Origin of the sequence: Enterococcus sp. DIV0167 (genome assembly GCF_050541555.1) — a bacterium.
Taxonomy (GTDB): Bacteria; Bacillota; Bacilli; order Lactobacillales; family Enterococcaceae; genus Enterococcus; species Enterococcus faecalis.
The window spans coordinates 1258426-1272226 of sequence record NZ_CP172933.1 but is presented as its reverse complement, the minus strand read 5'-3'; the positions used below and the strand labels follow the sequence as shown (position 1 = coordinate 1272226).

15 protein-coding genes and 1 riboswitch are annotated in these 13801 nt (G+C 36.9%); of the genes, 2 read left to right on the top strand and 13 right to left on the bottom strand.

The genetic code is table 11. The annotated features are described in order from the left end of the window. Positions 1–29: 29 nt before the first annotated feature. The gene (locus IGM09_RS06215; protein WP_002357617.1) at positions 30–248 is read left to right on the top strand and encodes a ferredoxin; all 219 of its coding nucleotides are present in this window, start codon (positions 30–32) and stop codon (positions 246–248) included. A 22-nt stretch (positions 249–270) separates the two neighbouring features. Here the strand turns inward: IGM09_RS06215 and IGM09_RS06210 are convergent, their stop codons facing one another. The 8 genes from IGM09_RS06210 to IGM09_RS06175 form a co-directional block, all read right to left on the bottom strand. Then, positions 271–1602, bottom strand: a complete 1332-nt coding sequence (locus IGM09_RS06210; RefSeq protein WP_002398998.1) for a zinc ribbon domain-containing protein — start codon at positions 1600–1602, stop codon at positions 271–273. Positions 1603–1857: 255 nt separating this feature from the next. Continuing rightward, complete coding sequence (locus IGM09_RS06205; RefSeq protein WP_002382314.1) at positions 1858–2523, bottom strand: ECF transporter S component; 666 nt, start codon at positions 2521–2523, stop codon at positions 1858–1860. A 71-nt stretch (positions 2524–2594) separates the two neighbouring features. After that, positions 2595–2714, bottom strand: a riboswitch (FMN riboswitch). Positions 2715–2865: 151 nt separating this feature from the next. Next, on the bottom strand, positions 2866–3582 hold the full coding sequence (locus tag IGM09_RS06200) for a pseudouridine synthase (RefSeq protein ID WP_002357624.1): 717 nt from the start codon (positions 3580–3582) through the stop codon (positions 2866–2868). 3 nt (positions 3583–3585) lie between these two features. Continuing rightward, entirely contained in the window at positions 3586–4191 is a 606-nt protein-coding gene (scpB, locus tag IGM09_RS06195; protein ID WP_113826051.1) for an SMC-Scp complex subunit ScpB, read from the bottom strand. Then, a complete protein-coding gene (locus IGM09_RS06190; RefSeq protein ID WP_024041750.1) occupies positions 4188–4982 on the bottom strand; it encodes a segregation/condensation protein A in 795 nt (264 codons plus the stop codon). The genes scpB and IGM09_RS06190 overlap by 4 nt, the downstream gene beginning before the upstream one ends. 64 nt (positions 4983–5046) lie before the next feature. Continuing rightward, on the bottom strand, positions 5047–5937 hold the full coding sequence (gene xerD, locus IGM09_RS06185; RefSeq protein ID WP_002360354.1) for a site-specific tyrosine recombinase XerD: 891 nt from the start codon (positions 5935–5937) through the stop codon (positions 5047–5049). 168 nt (positions 5938–6105) lie between these two features. After that, positions 6106–7035 carry an alpha/beta hydrolase gene (locus IGM09_RS06180; protein ID WP_033624963.1) on the bottom strand — a complete coding sequence of 310 codons (930 nt, stop codon included), beginning with the start codon at positions 7033–7035 and terminating at the stop codon, positions 6106–6108. A 194-nt stretch (positions 7036–7229) separates the two neighbouring features. After that, the gene (locus IGM09_RS06175) at positions 7230–8321 is read right to left on the bottom strand and encodes a DUF871 domain-containing protein (protein WP_002360357.1); all 1092 of its coding nucleotides are present in this window, start codon (positions 8319–8321) and stop codon (positions 7230–7232) included. A 181-nt stretch (positions 8322–8502) separates the two neighbouring features. Here IGM09_RS06175 and IGM09_RS06170 point away from each other — a divergent pair, with 181 nt between their 5' ends. Beyond that, complete coding sequence (locus IGM09_RS06170) at positions 8503–9252, top strand: peptidylprolyl isomerase (RefSeq protein WP_033624962.1); 750 nt, start codon at positions 8503–8505, stop codon at positions 9250–9252. A gap of 43 nt (positions 9253–9295) precedes the next feature. Here IGM09_RS06170 and IGM09_RS06165 read toward each other — a convergent pair whose 3' ends face one another. The 5 genes from IGM09_RS06165 to obgE all read right to left on the bottom strand — a co-directional run bounded on the left by IGM09_RS06165 (position 9296) and on the right by obgE (position 13658). Beyond that, positions 9296–9670, bottom strand: coding sequence for a YxeA family protein (locus IGM09_RS06165; protein WP_002357632.1), 375 nt, complete (start codon positions 9668–9670; stop codon positions 9296–9298). 141 nt (positions 9671–9811) lie between these two features. Next, positions 9812–10357 carry a TetR/AcrR family transcriptional regulator gene (locus tag IGM09_RS06160; protein WP_002380280.1) on the bottom strand — a complete coding sequence of 182 codons (546 nt, stop codon included), beginning with the start codon at positions 10355–10357 and terminating at the stop codon, positions 9812–9814. 218 nt (positions 10358–10575) lie between these two features. Continuing rightward, entirely contained in the window at positions 10576–11874 is a 1299-nt protein-coding gene (locus tag IGM09_RS06155; RefSeq protein WP_002363934.1) for a PTS sugar transporter subunit IIC, read from the bottom strand. 26 nt (positions 11875–11900) lie between these two features. Further along, entirely contained in the window at positions 11901–12203 is a 303-nt protein-coding gene (locus IGM09_RS06150; RefSeq protein ID WP_002357636.1) for a hypothetical protein, read from the bottom strand. 138 nt (positions 12204–12341) lie between these two features. Then, on the bottom strand, positions 12342–13658 hold the full coding sequence (obgE, locus tag IGM09_RS06145; protein WP_002384537.1) for a GTPase ObgE: 1317 nt from the start codon (positions 13656–13658) through the stop codon (positions 12342–12344). Positions 13659–13801 lie beyond the last annotated feature (143 nt).

Genomic DNA, 13801 nt, shown 5'->3' with positions numbered 1-13801 from the left:
CCTCTTTTAGATAGGATGTGTCACTGTTTATGCAATCACGTTTAGTTCCTGAAAAATGTATTGCTTGTGGACTTTGTCAAGTTTATGCGCCCAATATATTTGATTATGATGATCATGGGATTGTCCTTTTTAAAGACGAGCCGCATGCTCGACAACAATTTATTCCAGAAAACGAACGCGAGAATGTGTTAAAAGCGTACCGCAAATGTCCCACGCGTGCAATAGAAATAAGCAAAAATGAGTGCTAAATAATTTAGCACTCATTTTTGCTTAGAGTATTTTTTCGAGCCAAGCAAGTGTTTGTTCATCTATCGAAACAAACTGTAATTGTCCTTCTTTTAGCGGTTCTTTGACTAAATGAATTTGATCATTTAGGCCATTGATCCATTCATAACGAAGACCATTTTCTTTTGCTTTAGAATTTTTGGCTTCTAAATAATAATTGACATGGTAATTTTCTTTACCATCCAATTGTAGCGTATTAATGGTCACTTCAAAATCTGGTGAAACATCGGTCGATTTCTTTTCACGTAATCGTTCAAGTGCTTCAATAAAAGAAGGAAATTGAGGATTATTTTCCCCACCAACGAGATATTTTTTAGCAAATTCTGTACTATCCGTATGACTTTTCACTTGTTTGGCAAATGCTTGATAAAAGGTTTCTAGCGCTTTGCGGGCATCATAGTCGCTAGCTAACGGAAAATTCAATTGTAGCGTTGGATTATCGGAGAGCGCTTCGACAAAATCATTTTCACCAATCGTTTCTTTTGATGTTTGAATTTCTTCTCCATTAATCGTCTTTTTAAGTTGAATCGTCATCCCTTTGGACCAGAACAAAGGGCCAATCGTTTTGCTTCCATTTGTTAGCGTACCAACTTTCCGATCATTAATATAAATATCTGCGTCTGGCAGATTGCTTTCCACAACAAAATTCATTCGTTTAAAATCTAAAGGAATACTAGAAATATAATTTTCCTCTTCTAATAAACGATACTCTTCTGTGATAACAGGTTCGCCAGTGCTATCTTTCACTGTGGCTGTAAAAGTATATTGTCCTGGCGCTAAGGGTCCCAATTCCTTTTGATAAGTGGTTGAGTCGGAAGTGCCCACTTCCCGCCCGTTCATTGCCAGCGTCACACCGCGCTGATTCGTCGTTAACTGAACAGAAACAGGCGTTAAAATGAATTGATAACGGTGAAAGAAAAATGCTGTTTGACTTGTTTCACGAATAGTTAAACCATGTAGCTTTTTATCCTTTAATAGCGCTTTTTCTAATTTTTTTAGCTCAGTTGGATTTTTTTGATAATAAGTGATTAAAGGCTTAATGCTTTGCGGATTCACTTGAAATTCAGACTCGTTCGTCCTCATTTTTTTACTTAATTCTTGGGCATCACCATTCTCAATCGCTTCAATAAAATGAGAAATTTGTTGTTCCTTAGAAAAATAATGCGTCCCGAGAAAATAGCTACCCGCTCCAAGAACGATGAACACAAAAAGAAACACCCAGATCCAGCTTCTTTTTGATCTGAGAGGAGTAGATTCGTTCCCTTTATTCATTGATGGTTGTGCTTGGTTTTCCTCTTGATGCATTGATTCATTCATTAGCGGAGCGCCGCATTCTTCACAAAAGGACTCCGTATCACGATTCACATGACGACAATTTTTACACTTTTTCACTCAGGAAAACTCCTCTTTCTTTGATGATTTCTATCATACCAAGGGAAAGTTAAAATTACAATGCAGATGGTTTAGTATTTTTTAACAGAATGATGACAGATTATGACAACCTCTTTTCTTTTAGGCGTAAATTTTAAAAACCCACTGTCAAACATTGTTCAACAGCAGGTTTTTTATCATTTATTTTGTTAACGGTGTTTTTTTCTGAATAGTATGTTGTTTTTTTGATAGCCATGGCAATAACTTCGCATGTAGTACTAGAAAAACACCACTGACTAAGAGGCCTTTAATAAGGTTGAATGGCACAATACCAATCGCCACGTAGCTTGCTAAAGATGTTCCTAAAAATTGTTGTGTGGTCACACCATATAATTGTAAGTAAATGGGTGTAATGACAAAATAATTCGCAATACTCATGAAAATTGTCAAGGCTAAAATCCCACTTACTAAGCCCACTATACGATTTGTACGGATATTTTTCTTTTTACCAAAGAAATAAAAAATTGGCAAGGTGAAGATACTACTTGCTAAAAAGCTAGCGAAATCTCCCACCATATTTTGCGGTGCTAGTCCGGTTAAGAACAGGTGTAGCAACGAACGAACAAAAGCAGTAATTACTCCTGCTAACGGTCCGTACAAGAACATTCCGAGTAGAATCGGAATATCACTAAAATCGATTTTCAAAAAACTAAACGCTGGCATAATCGGAAATGCCACAAATTGTAATACTGTACCGATTGCAGCCAACATTGCAATGCTGACCATTTTTTGTACCTTGTTGTTCATCTGAAATCCTCCAATTAAGGACCCATCTTCAACGAACTTTTTGATTCGCTTCTTTGTCATACAAAAAAACCCTATTTTTCTGCAGGGAAAAATAGAGTAGGATTATCTGATGAAAAAGCGTCTCAAATAAGCCCTATCTTCTTTATCCAGACTATACTGTCGGTATTGGAATTACACCAATTCAATCGTTAAAAACGAGTCGTGGACTATAACCACCGGTCGGGAATTACACCCTGCCCCTGAAGACGAACCTTGTATTATATTTTTTTACTTACTTAGTGTAACCGATTTGAACAATGAATGCAACTAACTAAGCTTTTTATTAAATTTCATTGATTGTTTCGTTTCTCAAAAAAAAACAATCCCTCCGCCATAAGCGCGAAGAGATCGAGTCATTTTATCTTATTTGGCTTGATTTAATAATTGACTGATTTCTTTTTTAGTTAAATCACGATATTGCCCTGGTCGCAATCCTTGTAAGGTCAACTCACCGTAACGTTCACGTTTTAATTTTTGAACTGGGAAACCAACAGCTTGAAACATTTTCTTCACTTGATGATTACGTCCTTCATGAATCGTTAATTCCACGACACTGCTACCTGTTTTAATGTCCGCTGAAAGAATTTGAAAATTGGCTGGTGCTGTGCGTTTGCCATCAATGCGAATGCCTTTGGCTAATGGCAATAGATCCCGTTTAGTTGGTACACCTTTAATTTTTGCTACGTAGACTTTATCTACTTCATGTTTAGGATGGGTTAATTTTTGTGAAAAACTTCCATCATTCGTTAAAAGTAACAACCCAGAAGTATCATAATCCAGACGGCCGACTGGATAAATTCGCTCAGTAACATCTGTAAAATAATCCGTTACTACTTTACGGCCTTTATCGTCAGACACCGCAGAAATAACCCCTCTTGGTTTATAGAATAAATAATAACCATATTCTTCTTGATAAATTGGTACACCATCAACTTCAACGGTATCTTGTTTACTTACTTGTGTTCCTAATTCTTTGACCACTTGGCCATTGACTTTTACGCGACCTTTGACAATTAATTCTTCTGCTTTGCGACGCGAAGTCACCCCAGCATGAGCAATTGCTTTTTGTAATCTTTCCATTGTTTAAACTTCCTCGCCTTCTGTTGTTTCAGACATTGGGTTCGTTTCTTGATAACGATCAAAAAATAGATCCATTGGTAGTTCTTCTTCTAATTCATCTTCCATTTGTTGGATATCTGGTAATTCATCTAAACTTTTCAACCCAAAGTAATCCATAAAATACTTCGTTGTGCCATACAAAATTGCTCTACCAGGACCATCGACGCGGCCTTTTTCTTCTATCAACTGACGGGCAACTAACTTTTGGATAGAGCCAGAAGTCTGTACGCCACGAATTTCATCAATTTCAATACGCGAAATTGGTTGCTTATAAGCAATAATGGATAATGTTTCTAGCGCCGCTTGTGATAAAGCGTTCGACATAGGCGATTGCGCATATTTTTTTAGTAATGAGGCATATTTTTTCTTCGTTGTTAAGACAAAATGATTGCCGACTTCTAAAATATTCAATGCCGATTTATTGTCAGAAGCATAATGTTCTTTCAATTTCGTTAATTCTTCATAGGTTTTTGCTGTTGACTTCTCTAATAAGTACGCAAGCTCTTCCAAGCCAATTCCTTCTTCGCCAACCACAAATAAAATTGCTTCAATTTGACTAACTAATGTCACTGTGTTTCCTCCACCTCTGTTGTATCTTCCTGCTGGGTTTCTGTATTAAATAACAAAATTTCACTATAATTATTTTCTTGTTCAGCATAAATCGCGCCCGTTTTCATTAATTCTAAAAGAGCCATGAACGTTGTCACAATTTCTTGTTTGGAATAAGAATCGAAGAAAGAATCAAACGACACTGCCTTCCCTTTCTGTACTTGACGCATACGCTCTGAAATAACGGTGATTTTTTCTTCGATGGAAACATCGTCACTGGCAACAGTTGTTTCAACAGGCTGGCGATTTTTTTTCTTTTCTAACATGGCATGAAAGGCTAGAAATAAATCAATTGTATTAATTTGATTAGGCGGTAGTGTTGTATCTTCCTCTTTATAATCATCCATATCCATTGGTTCTTTTGTATAATAGAGTTTACGTTCTTCTTCTTTTTCATGTAAAACAGTCGCTGCATATTTAAATTTCCGATACTCCAATAACTGAGCTACTAAAGCTTCCCGTGGGTCTTCCTCTTCAAAAAAATCTTCATCATCAATGATTTCAAGCTCTTGTTTTGGAAGCAACATCTGACTTTTAATAGCCATTAAGGTGGCAGCCATGACTAGATATTCTCCAGCGACTTCTAACTCTAAGGTTTGCATCGCATGAATATAAGACATGTATTGTTCAGTTACTGCTGTAATGGGAATGTCATAGATATCGATTTCTAATTTTTGAATTAAATGTAGTAGAAGATCCAGTGGTCCTTCAAAGACATCTAGTTTTAAATTAATTTCTTGCAAAAACGACACCTACTTTCTTTTCTCGACTTCCTAGTTTACCATAAATTTATTCGTTTGTGGGCATTCTCGCAAATTAAGCCCGAGGAAAATGTTCCTTGTAAACATCTGCCATTCGTTGTTTGGTAATATGTGTATAAATTTGTGTCGTGGAGATATCTGCATGTCCTAATAATTCTTGCACGATTCTAAGATCTGCGCCATTTTCCAACAAATGTGTCGCAAAGCTATGCCGTAATGTATGCGGCGTAATATTTTTCTCTATCTGGGCTTCTCGGACAATCTGTTTTAAATTTTTCCAAATGCCCTGTCTAGATAACGGTTCACCATGATGGTTAACGAACAGGTGTGTTTCATTCGGATGATTTTTAATCAATTGAGGTCTGGCTTCGTTCATATAGCGCTCAATCCATTGAATCGCATAATCGCCTAAAGGAATAATTCGTTCTTTGTCCCCTTTTCCGATTGTTTGCAATAAACCAATGGATAAATGCAGATCCCCTAATTTTATTTCAATTAGCTCACTAACTCGCAGGCCCGTTGCATACATCACTTCTAAAATAGCACGATTCCGCATACCTAGTGGTTTACTTGTATCAGGCGTTTCAATTAATCGAGTCACTTCGTCAACAGATAATGTACTTGGCAATTTTTGAACTTTCTTGGGGGAGTCAATATGTTGCATCGGATTATGTTCGCTTAAGCGTTCTTGACGTAAAAATTGATGAAATCCTCTCAAACTAGAAATCATCCGAATCACACTTGCTGAAGCTTGCTGTTCTTCGTGAAGGGATTGCAAAAATTCTGTAATCATGTAACGGTCAACTTCGTCCCAAGAATGCAGGCCTTGTTCTTGTAAAAAGGCTACGTATTTTTTTAAATCTCGTTCGTAACTCCGTCGTGTGTTATTTGATAAGCCCCGCTCTATTTGTAAATAGTGTAAATAATCGACTAATTGTTCTTCCATTATCCTTCCCTCATTTCTAGTACTATCCTATCAGATTATGCCCTAGATTGCATGGGTAAATTCCAACTTATTAAAAAAAATCAACTGACAACAAAAGACTTGTTCACTAAGTCGTTAACTTAAGAACAAGTCTTTTGTTTTTGCTACTATTAGTAAAGAATAAATTTGTTATTTTATATATTTATCTAGAAAAGCAGCTACTGTTTCCTTATATTTTTCTGGGTTTTTATTATAAGCTTTCGCATGCTCTGCTCCAGGCACGACATATTTCTCTTTAGGTCCTTGGGTTGCATTATAAACTTCGTCTAACATACTAAACGGCACAAACGTATCATTTTCACCATGAATAAAGAGCATTGGTAAATGATTCTTTTGCAATTGCTTAACAGCGCTTGCTTCCCCAAAGAAATAGCCAGCTCTAAGTTTCGTAATCCCGCTAGTAACATTAACTAATGGGAAACTTGGTAAATAGAAAAGCTCTTTCAATTGATATTGCAACTCCTGATTGACTGTAGAATAGCCACAATCTTCCACAATGGCTTTCACGTTATCTGGTAATTTTTCCCCGCTCGTCATCATGACTGTAGCAGCACCCATACTGACACCGTATAAAGTGATTTGTTCTTGCTGACCATTTTCGGTTAAAACTTTCTCAATCCATTGGACATAATCTTTACGATCGGGCCAGCCGAACCCAATATAATCTCCTTGACTTTTCCCATGACCACGCGCATCTGGCGCTAACACATTGTAGCCCCAAGCATGATACATTTTCGCAAAGACAGACATCGTTTCTGCCGAACCCATATAACCATGCGCCATAATAACGGTACGATTACTTTTTTTGTCAGCTGGTAAATAAATGGCCTTTAGACGTAGCCCATCTTTCGAAGTAATTGACCATTCTTGTCGATTTTTGTCATCTTTAAACCACGCGCCTTCAGGTGTCTGGACTACTTTTGACCCTGGGGTGTTCTCATTTATAAAGTCTTTCTTTCCTGGAACTACTGCATAATTATAAAAATATAAGCCTGCCGCAATTAAACCAATTGCAATTACTACAATAAGCGCAATCAAAATTTTTAACCATCGATTCATCTACGTACTCCTTTTATTTAAACTGTATGATTCATTATAAGTTGTCACCCTTTTTTTGACAACTACCATTCAAAGATTCAACCATCTTTCTTTACCACTACAATGAGACAATTTTGTTGCGACAAAAAAAGCATAGCACAAAAATATTACCTTTTACGCTATGCTCCACTTATCTATTTATAGGAAACTAAAAATTATTTATTTTCAATAAGTTTAAAACTTGACCATGGTTTCAAAAATTCTAATAAGAAACGTTCGTCATCAGAAATACGACCAACCACATTTACACGGCCATCATTTTTCATTTCTTTTAAAGCAATTTGTGTTTCCCCTTTGTATTGTCCATAGCCAACGTTGTCAATCAAGACATCGCCTCGAACAATATCTCTCGTTGTATGAGCTGGGAAAGGACGATCTTTATAGTAAACACGTGTCATTGTTGAACGCAAAACGTAATCAGAACGATCTCCACGATAACTGTGTAAGTTATCGAACAATGCAATTCTTTCATCTTCTGTGATTTCTGGTTCTGTATCCACTTTGATCGAAGGATACGGTGCATGAAAGGCTTCTGCCATTGCTGCTAATTCTGCTTCTGAGGCATAAGCATTTCCGACAGAAATATCATCGATTAATCCTGTTAAAACTAAATGCTTAACTTGCGTTGCAATTTCTAAATCGCGGTGGTCTTCCAAAGAACATAATCCATCTTGTGTCGGCCATGGTCCAAATGTAGCATCGTGTGAGTTCACAAACGCCATCGTATTTAAATTATATTTTCTAAATTTTTCTGAACAATAAACAAAATGCTCATAGCCTAAGCCTGTATAACGATGTGGATAGAAATTATGTGAGCCTAGTAAATTTTCTGTGTTTGGTGAGTAGGCCATAATATTATCTACATAACTTGTCCCTGAACTCATATTAATTTCAATTTTAATGCCATAAGGGTTTCTTGTCATATTCGCCTCTTCTTGCCCAGTAAAGCCAAGATCTAAACGAATACCGTAAGCGCCCATATCATGGAAAAATGATAAATCATCATAAGAGATGCCTAATTGTTCGAACAATGCAGGATTAATATCGACCATCACTTCCATACCTAATTGGTTGGCGTAATCTACGACTTTTTTAAACTCTGCTAATACCTTTTCCCGATCATCATTGATTTGCAATAAACTAGTAAAGACACGCTTAAAGCCGTATTTATGAGCCAAATCCAAATATGCTTTGTCCTTTTCAAATGTTGAACGTTCTGGATAAATTGAAATACCTAATTTTCCCATATGATTGCCTCCTAAATTGTAAAACATAATAATGTATCTGCTTACATTGTAACAAAAAAAACAAAAGTGGTCTACACCTTTCCTATAGGAAATCTTATAAAAATTCCACTGGTTTGTTATCTTCTCTTTTGTTATGATAAAAAAGAACCTAATTGTCAGTGTGAAAGGAAGAGGAAAACAGATGAAACATAAGAAAATGCTTGCTGTTGCTTCAGTTGCAGCATTCACCTTGCTTTTAGCAGGCTGTAACACGACCAATAATAAAGGCACGACCGCAACGAGTGATTCTATCGCTAAATCCAGTGAAAGCAAAACAAAGGATTCGGTCGACTTAAATTCACTAGATTTACCACAACTAAATGACAAAGTTGCCGAAGATCAAGACTTAGTCCAAATGGTTACTTCAATGGGAAATATTGAAATCAAACTATTTCCTAAACAGGCTCCAAAAACTGTCGAGAACTTTATGAAACATGCCAAAGATGGCTATTATGATGGCTTGACTTTCCACCGCGTCATCAATAACTTTATGATCCAAGGTGGCGATCCTAGCGGTGATGGAACTGGCGGAAACAGCATCTGGAATAAACCATTTGAAGATGAATTTTCAAACCAGTTATATAACATTCGTGGCGCATTATCAATGGCGAATGCAGGACCTAATACTAACGGCAGTCAGTTCTTTATTGTCCAAAATACAGATGATCAATCTGATGGTCTTTTATATGATGATTATCCAAAAGCAATCATTGATGCTTACAAAAAAGGCGGCTATCCTTCTCTTGACAAAAAACATACTGTTTTCGGTCAAGTAACCAAAGGAATGGATATTGTCGATAAAATTGCCAAAGTCGAAGTTGGTGCCAACGATAAACCAAAAACCGATGTTAAAATTGAAAAAATCAATATTCTTCAAGAAGCAAAAAAATAACAAAAAGTCAGAACGTACGCTGAAGATACGTTCTGACTTTTTGTTATTTTTGAATCGCTTGTAATGCCTTTTCTGGTACTTGGTCTTGATTGACCTCTTCATACGTATTGATGTGGGCCCCTTTATTTGAGACTTTTAGATAATGATCTGTTTTTAATTCATGGTCCGCTGTGAAAGTTATTTCTCGCGTTTTGCCTTCCTCATCTGCGGCTACTTGCGTATAACTAGCAATTCCATAGCCATTAACGCTATCGGCTTTCTTTGTTTTAACATACACATTTCCTTCTTTAACCAATGGATTTAATTGATCTAACACACCAGCTAATTCGCCAGAGTTCTTCTCTGCGTAAAACTTCGCCCCAAATAAACCACCACCAATAACAATTGCTGTCACCACTAAAAATTTAATAAATTTCATCACATAAATCCTCCCGAGTAATTATTCTCTGTTACTTCTTCCAAAGTATAGCAAGTTTTAAACAATCCTTCCTCGGGCGCAACGACCAGTTTTTTCTCAGACTTATGTCGTATTTTTTTATTTTGAATAAATAACAAAACACTACTCTTCTATCAATAATTGACTTAATAATTGAATTTCTTGATTCTTAGTTAAGTCAATTGTTTTCATTGTAACCGCTGTGGCTAAACCTAAATAGATTACCACCATTTTAGGAAATAATTCGACAAATTTTCCTTTGTCCATTTGTACATATTTTTTATCCAATAATAAACGCTCTTCAAAAAAAGCTTGAAGCATTTGCTGCAATTCTTCTTCATAACCATGTGCTTTCATAAATAACGCCGTATAGATTTTTTGATGTTTTTGGGCAAATAATATAAAGTTCAGACCCAATGCAATCACTGGGTCTGAGGCACCGACATCTGCTTTATAAAATAATTGCATACGATGAAATAACGATTTAATTAAGGTTCGTTTTAAATCGTCCATGTTGACAAATTCTAAATAAATTGGCTGCGTAGAAATCCCCATAGTGTCTGCAATATTTCTAGCAGTTAAATTAGAAAAACCTTTATCTACTAAAATTTTTTCAGCTACGTTTAAGATTTTTTCCTTTGTATATACCTTCGTTCTAACCATTTTCATACCCCTTTTCTCTTTTAGTTAACAATAACTTTATTATGTTCACACAAAAGAAAACCATTTTCATTATATATATAATATTTTACACTTTTTTATGCGTTTCTTTTCTCAAAATTTTCTATACATTTCAAAAAAATTGAGAATTTTCATCGCCTATAAACAAATAGGTCCAGAACAAAAGGTCATCACCTTTTGTTCTGGACACTAAACGGCTACACTCTTTATTCTTCTATTTGTTTGCCTTGTTCTTTGGCAAGCTCATTTTTATCATAAGCTACAAAGAACGGATAGTAAATCAAGATGGCCACTAGAATTAAAACAATATTCAAAACAGCAGCACGCCAATCGCCGCCTGTCGCCATAAAGGCGCCAATTGGTCCTGGTAAGGTCCAAGGAGCGGTAAAGACAACTTCACTTACTAAACCTAATTTTGTGGCAAACCAAGCAATCGTTGCTAAAACCATTGGTGCAAAGATAAAAGGAATCATTAAAATAGGATTTAAGACAATCGGTACACCGAAAATAACTGGCTCATTAATATTAAAAATAGACGGTGCTAAAATAGCTTTTCCTAGTTTTGAACCATATTCTGATTTTGCCCGGAAGGCTAATAATATAGCTAAACCAATTGTGGCTCCAGCACCACCAATCCAAATAAACCATTGGTAAAAAGGTTCTGCCGCAATCCGAGGTAATGCTTCGCCAGCTGCTTTAGCAGTCGTGTTTTCCTCTAATAGTTGTAGCCATAGAGGACGCGCCAACGATCCTACGATTGAAGCGCCGTGAATCCCAAAGAACCAGAAAAATGTGGTTAAAAAGACTAACAGCAAGACACTCAATAAAGAGTCCGCTGCTTGAACTAGTGGTCCCACCAAGTTCCCCACAAATGTGTGCCAATCAAAGCCTAAATAATAAGTGATTGAACCAATCAATAACATGACAATTAACGTCGGAGTCAATGATTCAAATGAACGAGCAACAGCAGGTGGAACGTTATCAGGCATTGTAATTTTGAACTTAGACTTATCTGTCACTCGATAGATTTCGACAGCAATAATTGACGTCACAATCCCGACAAACATCCCTGCACCACCCAAATTAGCCATTGGTAAAACAAACCCCGAAACGCCAGCTGCTTTACTGGCTTCTTCAGGAATCGCTACAGGTACTAATGTTAATAAAAAAGCAATCGTAGCCAAAATCCCTCCAGAGACTTGATCAAGATTATATGATTTCGCTAAACTAGCGCCAATGCCAAAAGTCGCATATAACGCCATAATGTACATTGTCATTCGGTAAGGCAATAAGATTGTAGCAGCATTACTTGTTAAAAATTGAGTAATGCCCCAAGATTCTGGTAACGGCGGAAACGCAATAATTAGAAAAAAAGAACCGACAATAATTAAAGGTAATGTCGCAATAATCCCATCCCGCACCGCACGTAAATGGCGCTGATTGGCAATTTTAGCCATTGGTCCAGCTAGATGATTTTCAATCCAAACAGTCAGTTTATCTAACATAAATAACACTCTCCTCTGTTTTTCTCTTAAAAAATAACTCCTTTAATCAGCCATAAATAAGAGATAAGCTCTAATAAAATAAGAGAAATTAAAAACAACCAAATAAAACGCTTACAAAAACCTGTTTTCGTTTCAATAAAATAATGACTATACGCTAACGCAAAAGCAATCCCAACAGGCAAAAAAATCATGGCACCAATATTAAACGGCAGATTGAAAGTCCATAATAAAACACTCGGCAACAGGACACCACATAAGAGCCCCATACTAAAAAGAAAACCGGCACTTTTAACTGAAAACTTAGGAACCATTGCTTGATTGTTTTCCATTTCAATTTCGCTCCTTTCGTTTGTTATTTTGTTACATTTAAAATTATAAGCTATTAAAAATATTATTTCAATCTATTCGGTGATTTAATACTAATTTTAAAATAAAAAACCAGTTCACTGAGTGAACTGGTTTTATGCTTATTCGACAAATTCAAATTCAAAATTACCAATCCGAACAATGTCGCCATCTTTCGCGCCACGTGCTCGTAATGCCTCATCGACACCCATACCACGTAATTGACGTGCAAAACGCATTACTGTTTCATCATGATCGAAATTCGTCATTTCAAATAATTTTTCTAATTTTTCACCAGATAAAACCCATGAAGCATCTGGTTCACGATCAATCGTAAATTCTGGACCTTCTGGTTGGAAGCCATAACGAACGGTTTCTTCCTCTACCACTTCATCTTCATATAATGGGAATTCAGGCGTTACTTCCAACAAGTCAGCTGTTGCATTTAATAAAGGTTCAATACCTTTACGAGTAACCCCAGAGATTGGGAAAATAGGTAGCTCATCGGCATACTCATCGGTGCGTTCCTTCGCAAGTTGCTCTTTAAATTTCGCTAAATTCTCTTCTGCTTCAGGCATGTCCATTTTATTGGCAACAATAATTTGAGGTCGTTCCATCAAGCGTAAATTGTGTGAAGCCAATTCTTTATTGATTGCCAAATAATCTTCGTAAGGATCGCGTCCTTCCATGCCACTCATATCAATGACATGTAAAATAACACGCGTCCGTTCAATGTGGCGTAAGAACTGTGTTCCTAAGCCGACACCTTGAGAAGCTCCTTCAATTAAGCCTGGCAAATCTGCTGCAGCAAAGCTTCGACCATCACTAGTAGTCACCATCCCTAAGTTTGGAACTAACGTCGTAAAATGATAGGCACCAATTTTCGGACGAGCGGACGAGATAACAGAGAGTAACGTTGATTTCCCTACAGAAGGAAACCCAACTAAGCCAACATCTGCTAAAACTTTTAATTCTAATTCGATTTTACGTTCTTGGCCCGGTTCGCCGTTTTCGGCAATTTCTGGTGCAGGATTTCTTGGGGAAGCAAAGCGAATATTCCCGCGACCACCGCGTCCGCCTTTTGCTACTACTAAGGTCTGACCATTCTCAATTAAATCCCCAATTAAGGCTCCAGTTTCTGCATCACGAACTGTTGTACCTGGTGGAACTTTGACAAGTAAATCTTCTGAACCACGACCGTGCATTCCTTTACTCATACCATTTTCTCCAGGTGTCGCCTTAAAATGACGATTAAACCGGAAATCCATTAATGTGCGTAATCCTTCTTCAACAACTAAAACAACGTCGCCACCGCGACCGCCATCACCACCAGCGGGACCCCCGTCTGGTACATATTTTTCTCTACGGAAAGCAACCATTCCGTCGCCGCCTTTACCAGCTTTGACATCAATCGTCACTTGATCTAAAAACATGGACATATAATTTGTCCTCCTATTCTACTTCTACTATCTTTAATCACCTCAAAAAGCGTGATTCGAAAGTCTTTATTATTGTATCGGGAAAACAACCGTTTGTCTAGCAATTCTAGTTAGTTATCGTTGGAAAAAGCAAAATTTCTCAT